Origin of the sequence: Klebsiella sp. GB_Kp056 (genome assembly GCF_040064755.1) — a bacterium.
Taxonomy (GTDB): Bacteria; Pseudomonadota; Gammaproteobacteria; order Enterobacterales; family Enterobacteriaceae; genus Klebsiella; species Klebsiella quasipneumoniae.
In genome coordinates this window covers 1-24,800 of the sequence record NZ_JBEAJA010000031.1, presented here as the reverse complement: position 1 = coordinate 24,800, position 24,800 = coordinate 1, and the positions used below count along the sequence as shown (strand labels likewise).

Below are 24,800 nucleotides of genomic sequence, written 5' to 3'. Positions count from 1 at the left end.
GACAGCGGGCACGGAGCCGTTTTATGCCGGGTGGCGGCTGCGCCTGACCCGGCCTACGGGGTCCTCTCACAGGCTGACACCTCGTAGGCCCGGTAAGTGCAGCGCCACCGGGCAAGATATCAGGCTCGATACCCGTCATGTTGCCGGATGCCGGCTACGCCTTACCCGGCCTGCGGTCCGCGCCATTTATAGCCCTTCCACCCTCTCCCCGCCGGGAAGAGGGAGTGACTCAGGCGCTGGCGCTGTCCAGCCGCGCCACCTGCTCCGCGCTCAGGCTCAGCGCCGCCGCGCGGGCAAAACTTTCCACCTGGGCCACGCTGGTGGCGCTGGCGATCGGCGCGGTCACCCCTTCGCGGCCGATCAGCCACGCCAGGGCCACTTCCGCCGGCTTCGCCCCAAGCTCCTCCGCGACCGCCACCAGGGTATCGATAATCCGCATCCCGCGCGGATTCAGGTACTTACCAATCTTTCCTCCGCGCTGACTCTGCGCCAGATCCGACGGCTGACGGTACTTACCGGTTAAGAACCCCGAGGCCAGGCTGTAGTAGGTCACCACCCCGATATCACGGCTGACGCAGAGATCGCACAGCGCGCCTTCAAAGGCGGAGCGGTGGTAGAGGTTATATTCCGGCTGCAGCACCTGCCAGGCAGGCAAGCCGCCCTTACGCGCCACCTCCAGCGCCCCCGCCAGCTGCATCGCATCGAGGTTAGAGGCCCCCATCGCGCGAATTTTCCCCGCCTGCTGCAGGCTGTGGAAAGCCTCCAGCGTTTCCGCTACCGGAGTTTGCGGATCCGGCCAGTGGGAAAAGTAGAGGTCGATGTAGTCGGTATTAAGGCGGCGCAGGGAGTCGTCTACCGCCTGCTGGATCCAGGCTTTGCTGAGTCCCTTATGGCCAGGAAGGCCGAGATCGGAGCCGACTTTGGTGAAGATTTTGACCTTATCGCGCATGCCGGGACGCGCCTGCAGCCAGCGGCCGATTATGGTTTCGGATTCGCCGCCCTGGTTGCCCTCCGCCCAACGGGAATAAACATCCGCCGTGTCGATAGCGTCAAAACCATGGTCAACAAAAGCATCAAGAAGGGCAAAACTGGTTTTTTCATCAATGGTCCAGCCAAAGACGTTACCGCCAAACACTAACGGGGCGATGGAAAATCCGGTTTTGCCCAAGGGACGTGTCATCATGCCGAGTACTCCTTAGCTTATATTCTGCTTCCCTCAGGTAACCACAGGGGTCAGGAGAGGAGGTCGATTGGATAATCAGAAAAGGAATCTTACGGCGGGCGATCCTTGCCCGCGGGTACACTCAGACATTATGTCCCGGAATAAACATCAAAGCTAAAATATTTGCTGGCTAATTTTTTATAGGTGCCGTCGGCAAGGATCTTCGCAATCGCGCCGTTTATTTCCTGACGCAGCGCCTCATCGTCTTTACGCAAGCCGATCGCCGCCCCGGCGCCAAACAGCGTATCATCCTGCAGATGGCCGCCGACAAAGGTGAATGCCTTACCCTGCGGCTGCTGCAGGAAGCTGTAGTCGGCCATCATCCCGGAAAGCACCGCGCCGTCGATGCGCCCGGACTCCAGATCGCGCACCACGCTATCGGCCCCCTGGTAGGCCACAATGTTGATCCCCTGCGGACGCCAGTGCTGATTGACGTAAGTCTCCTGCGCCGAACCCTGCTCGACGCCGATGGTTTTGCCTTTCAGCTGCGCCGGCGTATTGCCTTGCAGGGTATTTTTACGCGCCACGAGGAACACCGGCCCGTTATACAGCTTGTCGCTAAAGGCAATCTGCGCTTTACGCTTCTCGGTCATGTACATCCCGGAAAGGATAGCGTCGAATTTCCGCGCCTTCAGCGCCGGGATAATGCCGTCGAAATTGCTTTCCACCCACACGCATTTCGCCTGCAGTTGCTGGCAAATGGCGTTGCCTAGATCGATATCAAACCCCGCCAGCTTGCCCTGCGGATCCTTCCATTCAAACGGCGCGAAGGTCGGGTCGACGCCGAAGCGGATCGCCTTTCCCCCGTCGGCCAGCGCCGACGTCGACGCCATTAACGCCAGCCATAGCAACAGTGATTTTTTCATTCCAGTTCTTCTCCAGAGGTTAACGGCAGTGCTTTTCCACCAGGCGGGCGAACAGCGTCGCGCCGGTGGTGATAATGTCATCGTTGAAGTCGTAGCCGGGGTTATGCACCATGCAGCCGCCCTTCTCCCCCTGCTCGCCGTTGCCCAGCAGGAAGTAGCAGCCCGGACGTTCGCGCAGCATAAAGGCGAAGTCCTCGCTGGCGTTCATCGGCGAGACCGACTCCAGCACCCCCTCGCGACCAAACACCTCCAGCGCCAGCGCCCGGGCGAAATCAGTCTCTTCGGGGCTGTTGGTTAATACCGGGTAGGAGTCGTAAACCTCTACTGCGCTGCTGGCGCCATAGCTTTTGGCGGTAAATTCGCTGAGCTCGTGAATACGTTTGATCAGCAGGTCGCGGATTTCCGGCTTCATCGCCCGCACGCTGAGCTCCATCACCACGCTCTCCGGAATAACGTTGGAGGCGATACCGGCCTGGAAGGTGCCGACGCTGACCACCGCCGTTTCGCCCGGCGGCACGTTGCGCGCCACGATGCTCTGCAGAGCCATCACCAGCGCCGCGCCGGCGACGATCGGGTCGACGGTGCGCTCCGGATGGGCGCCGTGGCCGCCGTAGCCGGTAAGGGTGATTTTGACGGTGTCCGCCGAGGCCATAAAGTTACCGGCGTAGAAGCCCAGCTTGCCCACCGGCAGCCCCGGCATGTTGTGCAGACCGAAAATGCGTTCGCAGGGGAACTGCTCGAACAGGCCGTCTTTAATCATTAAATCGGCGCCGCCGATAGCCTCTTCCGCCGGCTGAAAAATCAGATGCACCGTGCCGTTGAACTGACAGGCCGGCGAGGCGATATATTTCGCCGCCGCCAGCAGAATGGTGGTATGACCGTCATGACCGCAGGCGTGCATTTTCCCCGACACCGTGCTGGCCCAGGGTAAACCAGTGGTTTCATGAATCGGCAGAGCGTCCATATCGGCGCGCAGGCCGATGGTGCGCGGCGAGTCGCCTTTGCTCAGGCTGCCGACCACGCCGGTCTTGCCGAGGCCGCGCGTCACCTGGTAGCCCCACTCGGTCAGCTTGCCGGCAACCAGTTCGCTGGTATTAAACTCTTCCAGACTTAATTCCGGATTGGCATGTAAATAATGACGCAGAGAAATCATTTCCGCTTCCGTCGCTTTAATTTCTGGAATTACATAATCACTCATGCCGCTCTCCGGGAAATATCGTAAGGACTTAACACGGTATCGTGGTGAAAACTTTATGCAAGCAGGATTTCTAATACCGGCGATGGCGGCATCTTATTTAATAATGCGTTCGTAACAGTGCAATAAGCATTAAAAACAGCGAAGTTTAAAAATAAACGTTTATTTTATGGAGAATTAACCATTATTTACCCTACCATCCCCGGCCATATTCAGATTTAAATAAAAAGATTTCTATGAAATTACAGACGCTTTTCCTCGTCGCCATGACCGCGCTGGCGGGCTGCAGCGCGCAGGGCGATACCGCCAGCCAGCAGCGGGCCAGCATTCAGAAGATGCGCAACGAAACCCTCAACAAACTGTACACTCTGCAGCCCGAGGCCCGCAGCGATATTCAGCATGCGAAGGGTTATGCGGTATTCGCCAATAACAGCAGCAAGATCCTGCTGTTCGGATTTGGCAGCGGCTACGGCGTGGTGCGGGATACGGCCTCCGGGAAGGACACCTATATGAAAATGGCCCAGGGCGGCGCCGGTCTGGGAATAGGGATCAAGCAGCAGCGCACGGTGCTGGTCTTCCACGATAAAGCGGCCCTGGATCGCTTTATCCGCCAGGGATATATGGTCGGCGCCGATGCGAACGCCGCGGCGAAATATGATGACAAAGGCATCGCGCCGATCGCCGCCTCCGCGAACGGCGTAGCGAAGGACACCTCCTCGCTGCCGTCGAAAGTGAACGTCTATGAAATCACCGACAAGGGGCTGGCCGCCCAGGCGATGGTCAATGGCTATAAATACTGGCCGGATGACGAACTGAACCCGTAGCCCCGGCGGTGATCCATCGCCGGGTCAGGTGTTCCCTGCCCGGCGTTGGGAAACGCGCATTTAGTGGCCGAGGGCGCCGCTCACCAGAATCGAGGTGATGATCCCGGTCGCCGCAGCGATCAGCACATAGTTACCGTCGATATAGGACCAGTGATGGCCCTCCGGCGGGGGCGGCAGGCCGCGGTCGCTCCAGTCACGGACGCGATACTCATCGCCACGGAACGGCGCCGGAGCCGGGTGGCCTTTGCGGAAATCGTTACCGCGCCAGGCGAAATGGTCCTGCTCATGACGAGCCTGATCGCGTTTGTCATGAGCGTCACGATCCGGACCACGCTGGTCATGGTCACCCTGATGATGCGCGTCAGGTCCGCCCTGCGGCGCATGCCCATTATGATCCGGACCGTTCTGCCACACCGTTGGCTGCCCCGGGCGATGGCCGTCGTTCGGGCCATCGGCAAAGGCCGGGACGCTCAGCACAGTGGATAACATTACCGCCAGAGAAATCATCTTTTTCATCTTACACCTCCTGATTGAAGTTCTTTGTAACGGGAAAATGTGAAGAAAGAGTGAGTATCCGCTTAACCAGGACGATTCCTGGCACCTGGGGTTTCTGCTGTCGGGGAAGGCATTATGGGGGAGGACGAGCAATAAAAAAGGCCGCTCTCGCGACCTTTATTCAGACTGCTATCAGGACTTATTCAGTCACTTTATTTTTTAACTCTTCAGCGCCGGATTTGGTTTTATCCCAGCCCTTTTCTGCGCCGGATTTGGTGGCGTTCCAGCCTTTTTCGCTGACCTCTTTGGTCTTATCCCAACCTTTCTCAGTCCCTTCTTTGGTCTTGTTCCAGGTCTTCTGCGCGCCTTCGCTCACCTGGCTGCCGACGCTATCCTGTTTGCCTTCGGCCGCATGTTTCGCCTTCAGCTGCTGCTCTTCGCCCTCGTGCTGGGCCTGGTGCAGCTTCTCTTTGGCGGTGTTGGCGTTGGCATTGGCCGCCGCGACGGTATCCTCTGTTGCATGTGTTGTCGCAGCAAAAACCGGAGCCGCAACCAGAATAGCCGATAACGCAATCATTGCTTTTTTCATAATATCCTCTCTCACATGTCATGTTATGAGTCGCATTCAGGATGGCACAGCGAACCGGGGATGACATTAGGAATTAGCCTGAAAAACGTTTTCGACCTCCAATCATGGCAGAAAATGCTGCCGCCGTGCGCCCTGTCGGCGTTCACATAATTTCCAACACGTTTGTTACATTTCGTGAAATTTGCCCTTGATATACTTGCCGTTGAGGTTTATCCGAGAATAATTCTCAGAATCATTATATTTATAAATTGGCAAACGGAACTCCTTTTATGGCAAGAAAATCAGTAAGATCGCTGTTGCTTACTGCGCTGATCGCGACGCCCTTCCTCAGCTATGCGACCCAATATCCGCTGACGGTTACCGACCTTGACGGCCGGCAGGTCACCCTGGTCAAAGAGCCGCAGCGTATTATTTTGCAGGATGGTCGCGACATTATGACCCTCGCCCTGCTGGACCGGGACAATCCGTTTAAGCGGCTGGTGGCATGGAATAATCTGGCGAAAAAGCAGGATGTTGCCACCTGGCAGATGCTGAAAACGGCGTGGCCGCAGTCGGCTACGATTCTGGACATGGGCTTCAGCGACAAGGGGAACGTCGATCTTGAAAGCGTCATCGCCCGCCAGCCGGATCTGATGATCGCCCAGCTGCGCGCCAGGCCTGCGCTGATGGAGAGCGGGGTCATTGACAAGCTTAGCGCCCTGCACGTTCCGGTGCTGTTTGTCGACTATGAGATCGACCCGGCGAAAGATACCGCCCCCAGCATCGACCTGCTGGGCAAAGTGCTTAACCGCGAGAGCCAGGCCAAAGCCTTTACCGATTACTATCGCCATCAGCTGCAGACGATTCGTCAGAAAACCGCAGCCATCACGCCGAAGGCCAACGTCTTCGTGGAAGCGCTGGCCGGCAACAGCGACGCCTGCTGCTTTACTCATGGCCACAGCGGCTGGGGCGGGCTGGTGGAGGCGGTCGGGGCGAACAATATCGGTTCGCAGCTGCTGCCGGGCGCCTCCGGGTTCGTCTCGCTGGAGAAAATCATCAGCATGAAGCCCGACGCCTGGATCATGACCGGCTCGAAGCGTGGCAACAGCCAGGTGCTGCCCCTGGGCTATGAAGTCAAGCCGGAGGCGGTGAAGGCCCAGGCGCAGACGCTGCTGGCGCGGCCAGGGGTCAGCCAGATCCCGGCGGTACAGGAAAAGCGAGCGTATGGCGTCTATCACCACTTCTATAATCACCCGTGGAATATTGTCGGCATGGAGTATCTGGCGAAAGATATCTATCCGCAGGCCTTCCGCGATCTCAACCCGGATGAGACTTATCATTATATCGTGCGCCATTTCACCGACCTGCCGGACCAGCCGTTCGTCTTTTCCTGGCAGCAGAGCGAGTAATCCGGCATGCGTTTAACTTCCGACTCCGTTCTGGACGGGCTGCCCGCCGGGACGCCTGGCGTGATGGATCATTATCGCCATATCGTGCGTCGCCGCCTGCTGCTGATGCTGCTGCTGGCGCTGTTGATTGTCGCTTCGCTGCTGCTCGATTTTATGCTCGGCCCCTCCGGACTGCCGCTGCAGAGCCTGTGGCAGACGTTAACCGATCCGGCCAGCGCCGATCCGGGCACTCGCGCCATCGTCTGGGACATCCGGCTGCCCTATGCGGTGATGGCGATTATCGTCGGTCTGGCGCTGGGACTGGCCGGTGCCGAAATGCAGACCATCCTCAATAATCCGCTGGCCAGTCCGTTTACCCTGGGCGTCTCCTCGGCTGCGGCGTTTGGCGCCGCACTGGCGATTGTACTGGGTATTGGCCTGCCCGGTATTCCCGGCCAGTGGTTTATCTCGGCCAACGCCTTTATCTTCGCCCTGCTGGCGGCCCTGCTGCTGGACGGCATTACCCGCTGGACCCAGGTGGCCACCTCCGGCGTCATTCTGTTCGGCATCGCGCTGGTCTTTACCTTTAACGCCCTGGTCTCGATGCTGCAGTTTATCGCCAATGAAGACACGCTGCAGGGGCTGGTGTTCTGGACCATGGGCAGCATCGACCGCGCCTCCTGGAGCAAAGTCGCCATCCTGCTGGTCGCCCTGGCGCTGGTGATGCCCCTGTCGCTGCGCAGCGCGTGGAAGCTGACCGCCCTGCGTCTGGGCGAGGACCGGGCCATCAGCTTTGGCATTAACGTTCGCCGTCTGCGCCTGGCCACACTGTTGCGGATCAGCATTTTGTCGGCGCTTTCGGTGGCCTTTGTCGGGCCAATCGGCTTTATCGGCCTGGTGGCGCCGCATATTGCGCGGATGCTCTTCGGCGAAGACCATCGCTTTTACCTGCCCGCCAGCGCGCTGATCGGCGCCCTGGTGCTCTCCCTGGCCTCCATCGCCTCGAAGAACCTGATCCCGGGGGCCATTATTCCGGTGGGGATCGTCACTTCCCTGGTAGGGGTCCCGTTCTTTTTAAGCATTATTTTACGTCACCGGGGGCAGGTATGAGCGACCAGACGTTATCCGGGCTGTCGCTGTCTCACTTCAGCGCCGGCTACCCCAGACGCAAGGTGATCGAGAACCTGACGGTTCCCCATCTGCCGCGGGGGAAAATCACCGCGCTGCTGGGGCCAAACGGCAGCGGTAAATCGACGTTAATGCGGGCGATGGCGGGTCTGGGCCCCTGCCGCGGCGAGCTGCTGCTGGAGGGGGAAAATCTGCTGACGCAGCCGTTCGCACGTCGCGCGGAACAGGTGGTTTATCTTCCGCAGACGCTGCCCGCCGGCGTGCATCTGCATGTGCTGGAGTCGATTATCGTGGCCCAGCGCGCCGCCGGAGGACGCCACAGTCCGCAGCACCAGGAGGAGGTGATGGCGCTGCTGCGCCAGCTGGGAATTGCCCATCTGGCGATGAGCTACCTCGATCAGCTCTCCGGCGGGCAAAAACAGCTGGTGGGTCTCGCCCAGTCGCTGATTCGCCAGCCGCGCCTGCTACTGCTCGACGAACCGCTCAGCGCGCTTGATCTCAACTATCAATTTCACGTGATGGATCTGGTGCGCCGGGAGACCCGGCGGCGCAACATCGTGACCCTGGTGGTGGTGCACGATATCAATATTGCCCTGCGTCACGCCGACCATGTGCTGATGCTCAAAGCGGGCCAGCTGCTCGGCGACGGCACCCCGGCCGCGGTCATCACCCCCGAGACCCTGGCGGCCGTCTACGGCGTGCGCGGGCGTATTGAACCCTGTTCGCAGGGGGTGCGGCAGGTGATTATTGACGGGCTGGTGGACAGCGAGGCCTGACCGCGGCGCGGGGAGGATACGGCCTCCCCGCGCCCGCCGGCTTAGTGATCGAGATAGATATAGTTTTCCCAGCTCTTCATGCGGATCAAGATCTTCCGGATCAGCGACAGCTCTTTCAGGTGATCCGAGTAGACCGCCGCCTCGAGGGTGGCCCCCTGCGGCAGGGCGTATTCGGCAAATCGCGGATCGGTCACCTTCAGCACCACCAGCGCCCGGCCATGGGTATTGAGCGCGTCCGTGGTCAGCAGTTTGCCCTGGCCCTGAAACTGACTCTCGCCAATCGCCGGCAGCACGTCGGCCACTTCCCCGCGGAAGACGGTGCCCGGAATGGCCGGAAACATCAGCTCCGCAGGCTCGCCTTTGTGCAGACGCTGCAGGGCGTTCTGGCGAAATGCCGCGACATACTCCCGCGAGGCGTCGCCCTCCACCGGCACAAAGGTCATCACCGGCAGCATCCCCAGCGCGGTGGACATGGTGCCTGGCCGTAAGCCGACGGTGCTGACATAGCCGTCTTCCGGGGCGCGGACGACGGTGTTATCCAGCTGAAACTGCGCCTTCTGCAACTGCGCCAGCAGGGAGGCCACGGTGGTATTTTTGCCCTTCACCACCGAGTCCAGCGCGTTACGCGCCTGAACCACGTTCGCCTGAGCCGCGCTGACGCTGGCTTCATCGGCTTTCCACGTCTGCAGACGGGTATCGACCATTTGATCGGAGAAGGCGCCCTGGGCATGCCCCTCCCGAAAGCGGGCATACTCCCGCCGCGACTGGTCGCGCTGGGCCACCGCTCTGCTCAGCTCGGCCTCCGCCTGGCTTAACGCGGCGTTGAGGGAGAGCGCATCCTGACTGGCCGCTTTAATTTGCGCCTGCAGATCGTCCACCTTTGCCTGGAACGGCGTCGGGTCGAGAGTAAACAGCACATCGCCCTTATGCAGCCTCTGGTTAGGCTTCACCGGTACGGTCTGCACCCGACCGCGCACCTGCGACACAATCGGCACGGTGCGAAACACCTGATTACCGACGTCGGTATAGGGGAAGTTGTAGTTCATCCCGAAGATCACCGCGCCAATCAGGGCGATACCGCCGAGCACCGCCGTCGGCACGGTCCACTTATTAAGCGGAATGCGGAATACTTTAAACACCACGATGCATAGCGCGGCGTAGGTCAGCAACATTAACGTTTCCATTATTCTGCCTCCTTCGCTTTAAGTTCCTCGACCTCGCGCTGCACCTGCTCCAGTCGCTGAACGACCGTCTCCAGACGCTGATGCAGGGCCTGCTGATCGTCGGCGATGCGGCGCATTCCCCATCCGCGGTCTTCGCGCCACAGCGTCGCCCAGATCCACAACAAGGGCCACAGGGCATGCAGGGTAAATAAGCTGACCCAGCCGGCATAATGAATCGCATCCTGATGAGGATGGCGCCGCTCTTTGGCGATTTCATAAGGAATATCGTGAATAACAATCACGCCATAAAAAAGTATTAAGGCCACGGCGATGAGAATGGCCAGCGCCACATAGTCCAGGGTCATAAAATAACTCCAGAGTGAAAGGTTAAATAAATAAAACGGCCAGGTTCAGGCGTAACGGGGCCGGGGGAAAACGCGCGCGTAGCGCTTTCCTCGGGCGGGTTTTAGCGACGTTATGTCGGGGAGCCGACGAACCTGAATCAGAATTTCTCAGGAATATGACGGTCGATGGAAATCAGTTTGCCTTTTTTCACCGTGATATATCCCCCCTCGCGCAGGGCGGCCAGCACCTGATAAACATAGCTGCGCGAAAGATTGGTCCGTTTAATAATAAATGCCGACAGGCTTTCATGCTGACCACCATCGATTCCTCCACGATATAAATAGCGCGACAGCATTGATTTAATGGTCTGAAAGCTGGTCTGGCTGCCGCGTTCATAGTGGGCATCAAGGGCAAATATGCTCATATAGGCCAGGATTGTGGTCAGCTCTTGCATATAGCCCGGCGACGAATGAAAGAATATCCGTTCAAAATCGCTGGCGGATATTTTCGCCAGCTGGCATTCGCCCAGACACCGATAATAGAGCGCCACCGACGGACAATAATGTTCAAGCAGCCCTAACGGCATATGCGCGATAACAATCCCGATCAGGTTCTGCTCATCACCAAAGGCCAGCGTCATTTGCCCCTGCAGCAAAAAATAGAGATAGCCCGGCTGCGGCAGAAATGGCTGGTCTTTACTCAGGCTCAGGGTTTCACTGCAGGCGATGACCGCCGGCAGGTGCGTGGTCAGCGACAGCTTCTGGTACCGATCGTAAATATCGCCAAAACTGGGGTTCATCGCGCTACGCACTCCTTCACCTTTTATCACCGCGGCGGGGTTAACCGCGGCCTGTGGAACTATACCTAAGCGGGTCAGGAAGGAAAAGTCCAGATCTGGAGTGGCGAAATATTCCGCCTGGCTCACATTTTTTACCCTCGCCCCGCCCTTTCGTCCACCAATCGTTCCGCTTGCCGCCAGGCTGTGCTTTAATTAGCTAAACCGGTTTAACAAAGTTTAGCTAAGAGGAGCTGTCCTATGAATGGTAAAATCTGGGTACTCGGCGATGCGGTCGTCGATCTCCTGCCCGACGGAGAGGGCCGCCTGCTGCAATGCCCCGGCGGCGCGCCGGCCAACGTCGCGGTCGGCGTGGCGCGGCTCGGCGGCGACAGCGGGTTTATCGGCCGCGTCGGCGACGATCCGTTCGGTCGCTTTATGCGCCACACCCTGGCGCAGGAGCAGGTCGATGTGGATTTTATGCGCCTCGACGCCGCGCAGCGCACCTCCACGGTGGTGGTCGATCTCGATCGGCACGGGGAGCGCACCTTTACCTTTATGGTCCGCCCGAGCGCCGACCTGTTTCTTGCGCCTGAGGATCTTCCGCCGTTCGCCGCCGGCCAGTGGCTGCACGTCTGCTCTATCGCCCTCAGCGCGGAACCGAGCCGCAGCACGGCATTCGCGGCGATGGAGGCGATAAAGCGCGCCGGGGGCTATGTCAGCTTCGACCCCAATATCCGCAGCGACCTGTGGCAGGATCCGCAGGAGCTGCGCGACTGTCTCGACCGGGCGCTGGCCCTCGCCGACGCCATAAAACTGTCGGAAGAGGAGCTGGCTTTTATCAGCGGCAGCGACGACATCGTCAGCGGCATCGCCCGGCTGAACGCCCGCTTCCAGCCGACGCTGCTGCTGGTCACCCAGGGCAAAGCGGGAGTCCAGGCCGCGCTGCGCGGGCAGGTTAGCCACTTCCCCGCCCGCCCGGTAGTGGCCGTCGATACCACCGGCGCCGGCGATGCCTTTGTCGCCGGGCTGCTCGCCGGGCTCGCCGCCCACGGCATCCCTGATAACCTCGCCGCCCTGGTGCCGGACCTCGCGCTGGCGCAAACCTGCGGCGCGCTGGCCACCACCGCCAAAGGCGCCATGACCGCCCTGCCCTACAGGGAGGATCTTCAGCGCTCGCTGTGATCCCGTTGGGCCGGCTAACGGCCCACTTTGCTGGCGACATCACAATTCTTAAACCGGTTTAGCAATTTTTATTTTCACTGCGTTACCGACATGTTTACCATATCAACTAAACCGGTTTAGCAAACGTTAGCACACTCACTGATTTACCTTTGGATGCCACCAACATGTATAAAAAACGGAAGTTAGCCATTCTTATTGCTTTGCTAACCGGCGCCGCCGCCGCCCATGGGCAGACAGACCTGAACAGCATTGAAGCGCGTCTCGCCGCCCTGGAAAAACGTCTGCAGGATGCCGAGACCCGCGCCAGTACCGCCGAAAGCCGCGCCGCCTCAGCGGAGCAGAAAGTTCAGCAGCTAACCCAGCAGCAGCAGCAAACCCAGGCCACCACCCAGCAGGTGGCCAAGCGCACCACCCAACTGGAAGAAAAAGCCGAACGGCCCGGCGGCTTTGAGTTCCACGGCTACGCCCGCTCCGGGGTGATCATGAACGACTCCGCCGCCAGCACGAAATCCGGGGCCTATATGACCCCCGCCGGGGAGACCGGCGGCGCCATTGGTCGTCTTGGCAACCAGGCCGACACCTATGTGGAAATGAACCTCGAACATAAGCAGACCCTGGACAACGGGGCGACCACCCGTTTCAAAGTGATGGTGGCCGACGGGCAAACTACCTATAACGACTGGACGGCGAGCAGCAGCGACCTGAACGTGCGCCAGGCGTTCGTCGAGCTCGGCAACCTGCCGACCTTCGAGGGTCCGTTCAAAGGCTCGACCCTGTGGGCCGGGAAACGCTTTGACCGCGACAACTTCGACATCCACTGGGTTGACTCGGATGTGGTGTTCCTCGCCGGGACCGGCGGCGGGATCTACGACGTGAAGTGGAACGACAGCCTGCGCAGCAACTTCTCGTTATATGGCCGCAACTTTGGCGATATCGCCGACAGCAGCAACAGCGTGCAGAACTATATCGTCAGCATGAATAACTTTGCCGGCCCGGTGCAGATGATGGTCAGCGGGATGCGGGCGAAAGATAATGACGACCGCCAGGACGCGAACGGCAATCTGGTGAAAGGCGATGCCGCTAACACCGGGGTTCATGCCCTGCTGGGTCTGCACAATGAGAGCTTCTATGGCCTGCGCGACGGGACCAGCAAAACGGCCCTGCTGTATGGCCACGGACTGGGCGCCGAGGTTAAAGGCATCGGCTCCGACGGCGCGCTGCGTCCGGGGGCCAATACCTGGCGTTTAGCCAGCTACGGCACCACGCCGCTGAGCGATCGCTGGTTTATTGCCCCGGCCGTGCTGGCGCAGAGCAGTAAAGACCGCTATGTCGATGGCGACAGCTATCAGTGGGCCACTCTCAACCTGCGTCTGATTCAGGAGGTCACGCAGAACTTCGCCCTCGCCTGGGAGGGCACCTATCAGTACATGGATCTGCAGCCTGAAGGCTACAACGATCGCCATGCGGTCAACGGCAGCTTCTACAAGCTGACCTTCGCCCCGACCTTCAAGGTCGGCAGCATCGGCGACTTCTTCTCGCGCCCGGAGATCCGCTTCTACACCTCGTGGATGGACTGGAGCAAAAAGCTGGATAACTACGCCAACGACGACGCGTTAGGCAGCAACGGATTCAAATCGGGCGGCGAATGGTCGTTCGGTATGCAAATGGAGACCTGGTTCTGACGTGAACCCGGACGACAGGGTAAGTCACACATAAATATAAGGTTCGCGGTGCCTGCCACGGCCGGCGCCGCCCACGCCATATCATCATGCATTCAGAGGGTACTATGGATTTTGAACAGATTTCCCGCTCACTGCTTCCCCTGCTGGGCGGCAAGGAAAATATCGCCAGCGCCGCGCACTGCGCCACCCGCCTGCGGCTGGTGCTGGTCGACGACGCGCTCGCCGACCAGCAGGCGATTGGCAAAATCGACGGCGTGAAAGGCTGCTTTCGCAATGCCGGCCAGATGCAGATCATCTTCGGTACCGGGGTGGTCAATAAAGTCTATGCCGCCTTTATCCAGGCGGCGGGCATCAGCGAATCGAGCAAATCCGAAGCCGCCGACCTGGCGGCGAAAAAGCTGAACCCGTTCCAGCGCATCGCCCGCCTGCTGTCCAACATCTTCGTGCCGATTATTCCGGCCATCGTCGCCTCCGGCCTGCTGATGGGCCTGCTGGGGATGGTGAAAACCTACGGCTGGGTCGACCCGGGCAACGCTATCTATATCATGCTGGATATGTGCAGCTCGGCGGCGTTTATCATTCTGCCGATCCTGATCGGCTTTACCGCCGCCCGCGAATTTGGCGGTAACCCTTATCTGGGCGCGACCCTCGGCGGGATCCTTACCCACCCGGCGTTGACCAACGCCTGGGGCGTCGCCGCCGGCTTCCACACCATGAATTTCTTCGGCATCGAAGTGGCGATGATCGGCTATCAGGGCACGGTCTTCCCGGTGCTGCTGGCGGTGTGGTTTATGAGCCTTGTCGAGAAACGGCTGCGCCGCATTATCCCTGACGCGCTGGATCTGATCCTCACGCCGTTCCTGACGGTGATTATCTCCGGCTTTATCGCCCTGCTGCTAATCGGCCCGGCCGGCCGCGCGCTCGGCGACGGCATTTCGTTTATCCTCAGCACGCTTATCAGCCACGCCGGCTGGCTGGCGGGCCTGCTGTTTGGCGGCCTCTATTCGGTGATCGTCATTACCGGTATCCATCACAGCTTCCATGCCATCGAGGCGGGCCTGCTCGGCAATCCGTCGATCGGCGTCAACTTCCTGCTGCCGATCTGGGCCATGGCCAACGTCGCCCAGGGCGGCGCCTGCTTTGCGGTGTGGTTTAAAACCAAAGATGCCAAAATCAAAGCTATCACCCTGCCGTCGGCGTTTTCGGCGATGCTGGGGATCACCGAGGCGGCAATCTTCGGGATTAACCTGCGCTTTGTGAAACCGTTCATCGCCGCGCTGGTGGGCGGTGCCGCCGGCGGCGCCTGGGTGGTGTCGATGCACGTCTACATGACCGCGGTGGGCCTGACGGCGATCCCGGGAATGGCCATCGTGCAGGCCAGCTCGCTGCTGAACTACATTATCGGGATGGCGATCGCCTTCGCCGTGGCCTTCACGCTCTCTCTGACGCTGAAATACAAAACGGACGCTGAATAATGTCATTACCGTCACGCCTGCCTGCGATCCTGCAGGCCGTTATGCAGGGCCAGCCGCAGGCGCTGGCCGACAGCCATTACCCGCAATGGCATCTGGCGCCGGTCAGCGGACTGCTGAACGATCCCAACGGCTTTTGCCAGGTCGCCGGGCGTTACCACCTGTTTTATCAGTGGAACCCGCTCGCCTGCGACCACACCTACAAGTGCTGGGGACACTGGAGCTCAGCCGATCTGCTGCACTGGCGGCATGAACCTATCGCCCTGATGCCGGATGAAGAGTATGACCGCAACGGCTGCTACTCCGGCAGCGCGGTCGAGTTCGAGGGCGCCCTGACCCTGTGCTATACCGGCAACGTGAAATTCCCCGACGGCGGGCGCACCGCCTGGCAATGTCTGGCGACGGAAAATGCCGATGGCACCTTCCGCAAGCTGGGGCCGGTGCTGCCACTGCCGGAAGGCTATACCGGCCATGTGCGCGACCCTAAAGTGTGGCGACAGGACGGGCGCTGGTACATGGTCCTCGGGGCGCAGGATGTGCAACAGCGCGGCAAAGTGCTGCTGTTTACCGCCAGCGACCTGCGGGATTGGCGCCTGGTGGGCGAGATAGCCGGGCATGACGTTAACGGCCTGGCGAACGGCGGCTACATGTGGGAGTGCCCGGACCTGTTTCCGCTGGCGGACACCCACCTGCTGATCTGCTGCCCGCAGGGGCTGGCCCGCGAAGCGCAGCGCTTTCTCAATACCTATCCGGCGGTGTGGATGGCAGGCCGTTTCGACGCCGAACGCGGCGCCTTCGACCATGGTCCGCTGCACGAGCTGGACAGCGGATTTGAGTTCTACGCGCCGCAAACCATGCTGGCCGAGGATGGCCGCCGCCTGCTGGTCGGCTGGATGGGCGTCCCGGATGGGGAAGAGATGCATCAACCCACCCGCGCGCAGGGGTGGATCCACCAGATGACCTGCGTGCGCGAGCTGGAGTGGCAGGCGGGCACCCTGTATCAGCGCCCGCTGCGCGAGCTGGCCGCCCTGCGCGGCGAAGCCGAGGACTGGCGCGGACAGACCCTGCCCCTCGCCCCGATGGAGCTGGCCTTTGACATCGCCCCCAACAGCACGCTGGGGCTGGATTTTGCCGGCGCCCTGCAGCTCACCGTCAACCGCGACGGCCTGCGCCTGTCGCGCCGCGGGCTGCAGACGGCGGAGATGCATCACCGCTACTGGCGCGGCGAGGCGCGGCGCCTGCAGATCTTTATCGACCGCTCCAGCGTGGAGATTTTCATCAACGATGGCGAAGGGGTGATGAGCAGCCGCTTCTTCCCGGGCTATCCGGGGCAGTTAATCTTCAGCGGTGCGACGCCGGTGGCATTCTGCCGCTGGCTGCTGCGGCCATGCATGGTAGAATAACCGTTTTGCTTTCAGGCTCCCGGGTGCTGATGAAAACCAAACGCGTAACTATCAAAGATATCGCCGAACTGGCGGGCGTCTCCAAAGCGACCGCCAGTCTGGTGCTTAACGGTCGTGGCAAAGAGCTGCGCGTGGCGCAGGAGACGCGCGAGCGCGTGCTGGCGATCGCCCGCGAGCAGCACTATCAACCCAGCATTCACGCGCGCTCGCTGCGCGATAACCGCAGCCATACCATTGGCCTGGTGGTGCCGGAAATCACCAACTACGGGTTTGCCGTTTTCTCCCATGAGCTTGAGACGCTCTGCCGGGAAGCCGGCGTGCAGCTGCTTATCTCCTGCACCGACGAAAACCCCGGCCAGGAGAGCGTGGTGGTCAATAACATGATTGCTCGCCAGGTCGACGGCCTGATCGTCGCCTCGTGCATGCACAGCGATGCCGACTACCTGAAGCTCAGCGAACAGCTGCCGGTGGTGCTGTTTGACCGCTCCCCCAGCGACAGCGCCCTGCCGCTGGTGATGACCGACTCGGTCACCCCAACGGCCGAGCTGATCTCCCGCATCGCTCCTCAGCATGCGGACGAGTTCTGGTTTCTCGGCGGCCAGCCGCGGCTATCGCCATCGCGCGACCGGCTGGCGGGATTCACCCAGGGCCTGGCTCAGGCGGGGGTCACGCTGCGTCCCGAGTGGGTGATCAACGGCAACTATCACCCCAGCTCCGGCTATGAGATGTTCGCCGCGCTCTGCGCGCGGCTGGGCCGGCCGCCGAAGGCGCTGTTCACCGCGGCCTGCGGCCTGCTCGAAGGGGTCCTGCGCTATATGAGCCAGCACCATCTGCTGGACTCCAATATTCATCTCGCCAGCTTCGACGATCACTATCTGTACGATTCACTTTCCCTGCGCATTGATACCGTGCAACAGGATAATCGCCAGCTGGCCTGGCACTGTTACGATCTGCTCAGCCAGCTGATCGACGGCCAGGCGCCGGAGCCGCTCCAGCGCTATCTGCCCGCCACCCTGCAGTTTCGCCATGCCTGACGGCGCCGTCGGCAATTAGCGTTTTCGCCGGGCGCGCGCCGCCCGCCTCACCGCCAGCAGCGTGCCGGCGAGCACCGCGCCGAGGCCAATCGTGACCGGCCAACGGTAAGCCATCAGCAGCGAGGGCAATCCGCCGTCCGGCGCCAGCATCACGAGATTCCAGCCCGCCAGGCCTGCATTGCCGTTCAGCGCCCGGCTTAACATCCGCTGATGCGGGGCGAAGGGCTGAATGGTCTGGTAATGGCTGCCGAACAGCGGCGGCTGCATCTCCCTGGGAAATTGCGCCTGAACCTGGGCCAGCACGCTGGCCGGCAGCGCATGCGATGCCGCCAGCAGATGCCCGTCGCTATTCACCAGCAGCAGCTGATAATGTCGCTGCCGGGCCAGGGCATAGAGATCCGCGCGCATCACCGCCAGCGGCCAGGTGGCTTCCCGCTGCCGCGCCGGCGTGTTCATCCGCCGTTCGAGGCGTGACGCCACCCACTGCGCATCCTTCTCCAGCTGACGGGTATACATTTCGCGGCAAACCTCTCTGGCCAGAAAATGCCCGCCCCGGCCGATGATCAGGATCGCCAGGCCAACGAGCAGCGTGACGATCACGCCCCTTCTTCCCGGTCGCCAGACCGGCGAGGATTTGCCTATGGATGGTGTATTCATACGACTCCAGAAACCAGGGGGCAAGGCGTGGCCCCCTGGCGAATGGACAACAAAAGTCGCGAAACTGTACAGGATGCGCAGCGCGGGAAAAATAGACAGCCGGCGCCAGGCGGGGAGTATTTTGTTTATTTCTGGACAGGACTGGCGGCAACGACGCGCTTCGCCGTTGCCGCCAGTTGATAAGATTAGTGTTTTTTCCGGTTGCGGCGCATGTCGATGGTCACCGCCGCGACGATAATGATCCCTTTAATAATATCCTGCACGTAGGCATCGACGCCGACAAAGGTAAAGCCGCTCTTGATCAGGCCAAGGATCATCGCGCCAATCAGGGTGCCGGTAATGCGCCCCACCCCGCCCATTAAGCTGCTGCCGCCGATCACCGCTGCGGCAATCGCGTCCAGCTCGTAGGACATCCCCATGCTGGACTGGCCGCTGCTGACGCGCGCCGCCAGCACCACCCCCGCCAGCCCGGAGAGCGCCCCGGCGATGGTGTAGACAATCACCAGGTACTTATTCACGTTGATGCCGGACACTTTGGCCGAGGTCATGTTGCCGCCGATGGCATACACATATTTGCCATACCGGGTATGCTTCAGCGCAATGTGAAACACCGCGGCGATCACGAAGAAGATGATCACCGGCATCGCCCCCTGGCCTATCGCCGTAAAGCTGTCGGAGAGGAAGCTTATCGGATTGCCCTGAGTGTAATACTGCGCCAGACCGCGCGCCGAGACCATCATCCCGAGGGTGGCGATAAACGGCGGGATACCGGTTCGCGTCACCAGGAAACCGTTGGTCAGCCCGCACAGCAGGCCGACGCCGATCCCCGCGCAAATCGGGATCACCGCCGGCAGGTTGACCAGCGCCGGGAACATCGGCGACAGGCTGTCGGAGGTTTGCGCCAGGCTCGCCGCCACCACCGCCGCGAGGGCGATAACCGAGCCGGAGGAGAGGTCAATCCCGGTGGTGATGATCACCTGGGTGACGCCGACGGCGATGATGCCGATGATCGCCACCTGCAGCACAATCAGCACCAGGCGGTTGGTATTGAGCAGGAACGACTGGTCGCGAACATACCAGCCGGCGATTTCAAATGTCAGGGCAATCACCAGCATCACTACAAAGATGCCGGTATCTTTCGGCATTTTATGCCGCAAATTAGCGAAGAAGGAGGAACCCTCGCTGGCCGGAGCCGCCGTTAATTTCATATTACTCATTCTCTGTGCCTCAATGGGATGCCAACGACAAAATGGTTTCCTGGTCGGCTTCGTCTTTTTCCAGGATGCCGGTGATACGACCTTCATGCATCACCATGACCCGGTCACTCATGCCAAGGATTTCCGGCAGCTCAGAGGAGACCATAATGACCGCCACCCCCCGGTTCGCCAGTTCACTGATAAGATGATAAATTTCCGCCTTCGCCCCGACGTCGATGCCGCGGGTCGGCTCATCGAGAATTAAGATTTTCGGTTGCGCTAACAGCCAGCGCGCAATCAGGACTTTTTGCTGATTCCCCCCGCTGAGGTTATTAATAATTTGATCCATCGTCGGCGTTTTAATATTGAGCCGGCGGATTTGCTCCATGCAGTCTTCGGCCATTTTCACGTGCTGGACAAAACCGCTCTTGCCGATATATTCCGGCATTTTGACGATACTCATATTTTCCAGCACCGACAGCACCAGAAACAGGCCCGACTTTTTGCGGTCTTCGGTTAATAACGCCATCCCCTTTTCAATCGCCACGGAGGGAGAATCAATGGTCACCGGCGCCCCGTCGATCAGCACTTCGCCGCTGTCGAAGCGTTCCATACCGAACAGGCTTTCCATCACCTCGCTGCGCCCGGCGCCCACCAGCCCGGCCACGCCGAGGATCTCGCCGCGACGCACGGTAAAGCTGACGTCATGGAACACGCCCTGACGCGTCAGGTTGCGCACCGTCAGCACCTCTTCGCCGATGGTGTTATTAAATTTCGGGAACAGCTGGGTTAATTCGCGGCCGACCATCTGGGTGATCAGCGACTGGCGGGTAAATTCGGTGGTGTTTTTGCTCCCCACCCAGGTGCCGTCGCGAAAGACGCTGATCTCATCGGTGATCGCGAAGATCTCATCCATTTTATGGCTGATATAGATGATCGCTTTGCCCTGGGCCCGCAGGTCGCGGATAATGGTGAACAGGTGAGCCACCTCGCCTTCGGTCAGCGCCGAAGTGGGCTCATCCATGATCACAATATCCGCGTTCCATGAGACCGCTTTGGCAATCTCCACCATCTGCTGGGCGGCGATGCTCAGGTCGCCCACCAGCCGGTCGGCAGTTAAGCGAATATTCAGCTTATCCAGCAGCGCCTGGGTCTGGCGGGTCAGCTGGCCGTGGTCGACAAAGCCGTACTTCATCGGCTCGCGCCCCAGCCAGATATTTTCCGCCACCGTCATATGTGGCACCAGATTCAGCTCCTGGTGAATCATCGAGATCCCCGAGCGCAGCGCATCCATGGTGTCGGTAAACTCCACCGGCTCCCCTTTCACGCGAATCGATCCTTTATCCGGGCGATAGATACCGATCAGGCACTTCATTAGCGTGGATTTACCGGCGCCGTTCTCGCCCATCAGGGCGTGCACCGTTCCCGGGCGCACGCGTAATGAGACATTGTCGAGCGCCTTCACGCCGGGGAAGAACTTACTGATACCTTCGGCTTCAAGGGCAAAAGCGTTCATACATCCACCTCCGTACCACAGGTTGGCCAGGATTATTTCTGATTACGATTGGTAAATTCAGCCATGTTCTCTTTGGTGATCAGCTGATACGGCACGTCGATGATCTTTTCCACTTTCTCGCCGTTCGCCAGCTTAATGGCCGCGTCTACGGCGCCCTCGCCCTGGCCTTTCGCATCCTGGAAGATGGTGGCGATCATCTTGCCGCTCTTCAGCATCTGCAGCGCATCCGGGGTGCCATCCACGCCGGCGATGAGAATATGGTTCGGGTTTTTACCCAGCGCCTGCAGGGCGCCGATCGCCATTTCATCGTTGTTGGAGGCGATGGCCTGGATATCCTCGCCGCTGGTCATCCAGTTGCTGACCACGTCCACGGCGTCATTGCGGGTAAATTTCGCGGTCTGCTTCTGCACGATTTTGATGTTCGGGTATTTCGCCACGACCTCTTCCACCCCTTTGGTGCGGTCGCGAGTGGATTCATTCGCCAGGTCGCCGAGCAGGATCGCCACATTGCCCTTGCCGTTCATCGCTTTCGCCAGCGCTTCCATCTGCAGACGACCAGCGAGAATCGAATCCGACCCCACATAGGCCATCTTGTCGGTCAGCTCCGCCTGCGGGCGACGGTTCACAAACACCAGCGGGATCCCGGCTTTGGTGGCCTGATCCATGATCGGTTTGACCGCGTTGGTATCCACCGGGTTGACGATAATGGCGTCCACGCCCTGGCCGATAAAGTTCTGCACCTGCTGCAGCTGCTGGGAGACATCCCCTTTCGCGTCCTCGATCTGCGATTTCACCCCATCTTTTTTCATCTCTTTTTGCATCGAGGTACGCAGGATCGTCAGGAAGTTATCGTCAAACAGCGCCATCGAGACGCCAATGGAGACATCTTTTGCCATAACCACCGCAGGCAGCATGCAGGCTAACAAAGAGGCAACAATCGTTTTCTTAATATTCATAGTTGATCCTTGATTTTGTAGGTACGCCGGTGAATGAAACAAAATGAAAAATTAATTTCAGTCAGATTGCGACAAATGTCTGTTGTGACGGCGACGGCGCTGCGGGGTTTTCCGCATTTCGTCGTGATCGGAATCACAAATAATGGCTGTTTTATCATCACTTTTTTGAAACATCAGTCCATTTATGCCACATCGTGAATTCCAGACCATTTATTTCATTAACAAGACATTTGAAACTTTTATAAGTAAATAACTGAAATGAAAATTTTAAAACCATGCAGTAACAGAATTTTGACAGACATCTAACATTGCTGCATAAATGAGCGAAAAATGAGAGGCAGACAACGCTTTACAGCGATCGCCCCCGGCGGGGTTGGCATTTACCCGGCGGGGAGATCCGCGTTGTCAGGAAGGGAGGCGCCGCACGCCTTAGTCGACGTTCTCGGCGCTGTAGAGGATAAAGTCGACTTTCCCGTCGGCATAGGTTTGCGGCTGATAGCCGGACTCCAGATGGCGCAGCATCAGGTCGATCGCCAGCTGGGCGTGCTGGCGGGTGTTCTGATCGAGCGTTAACGCCAGGCTGCCCCTGGCCAGCTGCTGGCGGGTGGTATTGTAGCGCTCATGGGTGATCCAGCAGACGTCGCCTTCGCGGCGGTGGCGTGCCAGCGCCTCGGCAATCTGAGTATTGCCAAGTCCGGTGTTATAGATCCCGACAATATGCCGGCTGCGGCACAGGGCCTGCTCCAGCAGGCGGGTGATCTGCTCCCGCCGCTCTTCGCCCGCCAGCACCTCGTTGAGCTGCAGATGGGGAAAGCGCTGGCTCAGCACCTCGCGGAACCCCTGGATGCGCAGGCGATGCGCGCTGTAATCCTCCCGGCCGCTCACCATCAGCACCTCCCCGGGCCGCGGCGTCATTCTCCCTATCATTAACCCCGCCGTGCGGCCAGCCTGCAACTGATTGATCCCGACGTGGCAGAGCCGGTCGGCGCCGGGCAGATCTGTCGCCAGGGTGATGACGGGGACGCCCGCTTCCCGACAGCGGCGCAGCGCGTCATGCACCACAGGATGGTCATTGCCGAAAACGATGATCCCCTGGCGCTGCTGGCCGCTGCGCATAATGCGCCGGGCCAGGGTCGCCGGCTGCGACTCCGGGACAAAGGTGCGGTGCAGGGTCAGACGACGATAGCCGAGGCTATCCGCGACGGCGGCGAAATCCTGCGCCAGCTGCGGAAAAAAGAAAGAGTCATTGCTGCTGAGAAAGAGCTCAATCTGCCAGGGAAAGCGGTGCTCCTCCGGCAGGATCCGCTTCAGCCCCGCCTCCCGCGCCGCCTGCAGCACTTTGCGCGTGGTCTGCGGCGATACGCCGCCGCGTTCGTTCAGCACCCGGTCAACGGTGGCCACGCCGACGCCAATCTGTCTGGCCAGCATCGCCAGTGACATGTTTTTCATCGCCCCTCTCTTCAATGATGGAAATACATCAAAACGGCAGTGTCAGTGAGTTTAGCAAACCGATTATGGTGGCAGCGTCCCCTCGCCATTCTGGAGAATAAAATGAAGTGCAAACGTTTTGCCCTGGTAGGCAGTGGTTTTATCGGTCAGGTTCATGCCGCCAGCCTCGCCCGTCACGACGGGAGCGAGTTGACGATGGTGGCCGATGCCGCGCCGGAGCGCGCCCAGGCGCTGGCCGCCCGCTATGGCGCCCGGGCGGTGACGGTGAGCGAGGCTCTCCGTAGCGACGCCATCGACGCTGTGCTGATCGCCAGCTCGACCCCGTCGCATGCCGAACTGCTGGAAGCCGCCGCCCGGGCGGGCAAGGCGGTCTATTGCGAAAAACCGATCGACCTTTCCCTGGCGCGCGCCCGCGAGGTGGTGGAGCGGGTGCTTCCCCTTAAGGTGCCGGTCACCGTCGGCTTTAACCGGCGCTTTGACAGCAGCCATCAGCAGTTGCGCCGCCAGCTGGAGCAGGGAGCGATCGGCAGGGTCGAGCTGGTGCAGATGGTCTGTCGCGCCTCCAGCATGCCGCCGCTCGACTATCTGCGCAGCTCCGGCGGTCAGATGCGCGATCAGGCGATCCATTTCTTCGATCTTCTGCGCTTTCTCACCGGCGATGAAGTGCATACCGTAGCGGCGATGGGCGCGGCGCTGGCCCTGCCGGAAATCGCCGAATTTGGCGATGTCGACACCTCCATCCTGATGATGCAGATGCGCGGCGGCGCGCTGGCGCAGCTGGACAACACCCGCCGCACCGGCCACGGGTATGATGAACGGATCACCCTGCTGGGGGCAGAGGGCGCGCTGGAGTCCGGCAGCCAGTCGCCGGCGGGCCCTACCCTGTGGCGCGGCAATCAGCGCATTGAGCCAGGCCTGTGGCCGGACTGGTTCAGCCGGGTGCAAGGATCTTATTACCAGCATCTTGACGCCTTTATCCGCTCTCTGAATGGTGAAACCGTGGCCGACCTGCCCGGCCTGGTGGACGGCCTGCAGGCGCAGGCCATTGCCGAAGCGGCGGTTCAGTCTCTGCAGCGCGGCCAGTTTGTCGCCGTTGACGACTGTCGGTGAGTGGTTGCGTGGCAACCGCTATCAGGCTCTGAACCTGCCTTTATGCCGGGCGGCGGCAATGCCTTGCCCGGCCTACGGGCATGATCACCATCCATATCAAATAGTTGCAGTGACATCCCAGGCCCGCGTAAGCGCCGCGCCGCCGGGCAAGGACAGCCGACGCGGAGCCGTTTTATGCCGGGCGGCGGCGACGCCTTGCCCGGCCTACGGGCATGATAACCATCCATATCACACAGTTGCAGTGACATCCCAGGCCCGCGCAAGCACAGCGCCGCCGGGCAAGAACAGCCGACGCGGAGCCGCTTTTATGCCGGGCGGCGGCAACGCCTTGCCCGGCCTGCGGGCATGATAACCATCCATATCACACAGTTGCAGTGACATCCCAGGCCCGCGCA

General features: G+C 60.3%; 22 protein-coding genes and 1 pseudogene. 10 read left to right on the top strand and 13 right to left on the bottom strand.

All coding sequences use genetic code 11. The features are described 5' to 3' along the window. Positions 1 to 229 precede the first annotated feature (229 nt). From ABLV52_RS02365 to ABLV52_RS02355, 3 genes are all read right to left on the bottom strand, one after another. Entirely contained in the window at positions 230 to 1,183 is a 954-nt protein-coding gene (locus ABLV52_RS02365) for an aldo/keto reductase (RefSeq protein ID WP_023288705.1), read from the bottom strand. A gap of 128 nt (positions 1,184 to 1,311) precedes the next feature. After that, positions 1,312 to 2,088 carry a lysine/arginine/ornithine ABC transporter substrate-binding protein gene (locus tag ABLV52_RS02360; protein WP_032454773.1) on the bottom strand — a complete coding sequence of 259 codons (777 nt, stop codon included), beginning with the start codon at positions 2,086 to 2,088 and terminating at the stop codon, positions 1,312 to 1,314. Positions 2,089 to 2,107: 19 nt separating this feature from the next. Next, the gene (locus tag ABLV52_RS02355; protein WP_023288703.1) at positions 2,108 to 3,286 is read right to left on the bottom strand and encodes a M20 aminoacylase family protein; all 1,179 of its coding nucleotides are present in this window, start codon (positions 3,284 to 3,286) and stop codon (positions 2,108 to 2,110) included. Between the two features lie 233 nt (positions 3,287 to 3,519). Here ABLV52_RS02355 and ABLV52_RS02350 point away from each other — a divergent pair, with 233 nt between their 5' ends. Further along, a complete protein-coding gene (locus ABLV52_RS02350; protein ID WP_048296942.1) occupies positions 3,520 to 4,107 on the top strand; it encodes a YSC84-related protein in 588 nt (195 codons plus the stop codon). A 60-nt stretch (positions 4,108 to 4,167) separates the two neighbouring features. On the opposite strand, the gene ABLV52_RS02345 is transcribed toward ABLV52_RS02350, so the two are convergent. Continuing rightward, positions 4,168 to 4,623 carry an RcnB family protein gene (locus tag ABLV52_RS02345; RefSeq protein ID WP_044521399.1) on the bottom strand — a complete coding sequence of 152 codons (456 nt, stop codon included), beginning with the start codon at positions 4,621 to 4,623 and terminating at the stop codon, positions 4,168 to 4,170. Positions 4,624 to 4,801: 178 nt separating this feature from the next. After that, positions 4,802 to 5,191, bottom strand: a complete 390-nt coding sequence (locus tag ABLV52_RS02340; protein WP_044521397.1) for a hypothetical protein — start codon at positions 5,189 to 5,191, stop codon at positions 4,802 to 4,804. Positions 5,192 to 5,460: 269 nt separating this feature from the next. On the opposite strand from ABLV52_RS02340, the gene ABLV52_RS02335 reads away from it, so the two are divergent. From ABLV52_RS02335 to ABLV52_RS02325, 3 genes are read left to right on the top strand one after another with little or no spacing between them, the layout of a single operon-like run. After that, positions 5,461 to 6,579, top strand: coding sequence for an ABC transporter substrate-binding protein (locus ABLV52_RS02335; RefSeq protein ID WP_032454771.1), 1,119 nt, complete (start codon positions 5,461 to 5,463; stop codon positions 6,577 to 6,579). 60 nt (positions 6,580 to 6,639) lie between these two features. Further along, positions 6,640 to 7,668 (top strand): iron ABC transporter permease, encoded by a 1,029-nt coding sequence (locus tag ABLV52_RS02330; protein WP_072096506.1) that lies wholly within the window; start codon positions 6,640 to 6,642, stop codon positions 7,666 to 7,668. Next, the gene (locus ABLV52_RS02325) at positions 7,665 to 8,462 is read left to right on the top strand and encodes an ABC transporter ATP-binding protein (protein ID WP_023288697.1); all 798 of its coding nucleotides are present in this window, start codon (positions 7,665 to 7,667) and stop codon (positions 8,460 to 8,462) included. Before ABLV52_RS02330 ends, ABLV52_RS02325 begins: the two co-directional genes overlap by 4 nt. 41 nt (positions 8,463 to 8,503) lie before the next feature. Here ABLV52_RS02325 and ABLV52_RS02320 read toward each other — a convergent pair whose 3' ends face one another. The 3 genes from ABLV52_RS02320 to ABLV52_RS02310 form a co-directional block, all read right to left on the bottom strand. After that, positions 8,504 to 9,646 (bottom strand): HlyD family secretion protein, encoded by a 1,143-nt coding sequence (locus ABLV52_RS02320; protein WP_023288696.1) that lies wholly within the window; start codon positions 9,644 to 9,646, stop codon positions 8,504 to 8,506. Next, a complete protein-coding gene (locus ABLV52_RS02315; RefSeq protein ID WP_023288695.1) occupies positions 9,646 to 9,990 on the bottom strand; it encodes a DUF3302 domain-containing protein in 345 nt (114 codons plus the stop codon). The genes ABLV52_RS02320 and ABLV52_RS02315 overlap by 1 nt, the downstream gene beginning before the upstream one ends. Positions 9,991 to 10,127: 137 nt before the next feature. Beyond that, complete coding sequence (locus ABLV52_RS02310; protein ID WP_348889948.1) at positions 10,128 to 10,769, bottom strand: Crp/Fnr family transcriptional regulator; 642 nt, start codon at positions 10,767 to 10,769, stop codon at positions 10,128 to 10,130. Between the two features lie 237 nt (positions 10,770 to 11,006). Between ABLV52_RS02310 and ABLV52_RS02305 the strand changes: the two genes are divergently transcribed. The 5 genes from ABLV52_RS02305 to ABLV52_RS02285 all read left to right on the top strand — a co-directional run bounded on the left by ABLV52_RS02305 (position 11,007) and on the right by ABLV52_RS02285 (position 17,521). Then, positions 11,007 to 11,930, top strand: coding sequence for an aminoimidazole riboside kinase (locus ABLV52_RS02305; RefSeq protein ID WP_348889947.1), 924 nt, complete (start codon positions 11,007 to 11,009; stop codon positions 11,928 to 11,930). 164 nt (positions 11,931 to 12,094) lie between these two features. Beyond that, positions 12,095 to 13,612 (top strand): carbohydrate porin, encoded by a 1,518-nt coding sequence (locus ABLV52_RS02300; RefSeq protein WP_348889946.1) that lies wholly within the window; start codon positions 12,095 to 12,097, stop codon positions 13,610 to 13,612. Positions 13,613 to 13,716: 104 nt separating this feature from the next. Beyond that, the gene (locus ABLV52_RS02295; protein ID WP_023288691.1) at positions 13,717 to 15,087 is read left to right on the top strand and encodes a sucrose-specific PTS transporter subunit IIBC; all 1,371 of its coding nucleotides are present in this window, start codon (positions 13,717 to 13,719) and stop codon (positions 15,085 to 15,087) included. Continuing rightward, the gene (locus ABLV52_RS02290; RefSeq protein ID WP_348889945.1) at positions 15,087 to 16,487 is read left to right on the top strand and encodes a sucrose-6-phosphate hydrolase; all 1,401 of its coding nucleotides are present in this window, start codon (positions 15,087 to 15,089) and stop codon (positions 16,485 to 16,487) included. The genes ABLV52_RS02295 and ABLV52_RS02290 overlap by 1 nt, the downstream gene beginning before the upstream one ends. Positions 16,488 to 16,510: 23 nt before the next feature. After that, positions 16,511 to 17,521, top strand: coding sequence for a LacI family DNA-binding transcriptional regulator (locus tag ABLV52_RS02285; protein WP_017898803.1), 1,011 nt, complete (start codon positions 16,511 to 16,513; stop codon positions 17,519 to 17,521). A gap of 47 nt (positions 17,522 to 17,568) precedes the next feature. On the opposite strand, the pseudogene ABLV52_RS02280 reads toward ABLV52_RS02285, so the two are convergent. The 5 genes and pseudogenes from ABLV52_RS02280 to ABLV52_RS02260 form a co-directional block, all read right to left on the bottom strand. Continuing rightward, positions 17,569 to 18,178 (bottom strand): annotated as a pseudogene (locus ABLV52_RS02280) (hypothetical protein). A gap of 185 nt (positions 18,179 to 18,363) precedes the next feature. Beyond that, positions 18,364 to 19,386 carry an ABC transporter permease gene (locus tag ABLV52_RS02275; RefSeq protein WP_004152946.1) on the bottom strand — a complete coding sequence of 341 codons (1,023 nt, stop codon included), beginning with the start codon at positions 19,384 to 19,386 and terminating at the stop codon, positions 18,364 to 18,366. 19 nt (positions 19,387 to 19,405) lie between these two features. After that, the gene (locus tag ABLV52_RS02270) at positions 19,406 to 20,890 is read right to left on the bottom strand and encodes a sugar ABC transporter ATP-binding protein (protein ID WP_004202401.1); all 1,485 of its coding nucleotides are present in this window, start codon (positions 20,888 to 20,890) and stop codon (positions 19,406 to 19,408) included. Positions 20,891 to 20,922: 32 nt separating this feature from the next. Then, positions 20,923 to 21,846: a sugar ABC transporter substrate-binding protein gene (locus ABLV52_RS02265; protein ID WP_002892597.1), complete on the bottom strand. Its 924-nt coding sequence runs from the start codon at positions 21,844 to 21,846 to the stop codon at positions 20,923 to 20,925. Positions 21,847 to 22,275: 429 nt separating this feature from the next. Then, complete coding sequence (locus tag ABLV52_RS02260; protein WP_348889944.1) at positions 22,276 to 23,295, bottom strand: LacI family DNA-binding transcriptional regulator; 1,020 nt, start codon at positions 23,293 to 23,295, stop codon at positions 22,276 to 22,278. 102 nt (positions 23,296 to 23,397) lie between these two features. Between ABLV52_RS02260 and ABLV52_RS02255 the strand changes: the two genes are divergently transcribed. Further along, a complete protein-coding gene (locus tag ABLV52_RS02255; protein ID WP_023288686.1) occupies positions 23,398 to 24,405 on the top strand; it encodes a Gfo/Idh/MocA family oxidoreductase in 1,008 nt (335 codons plus the stop codon). Positions 24,406 to 24,800 lie beyond the last annotated feature (395 nt).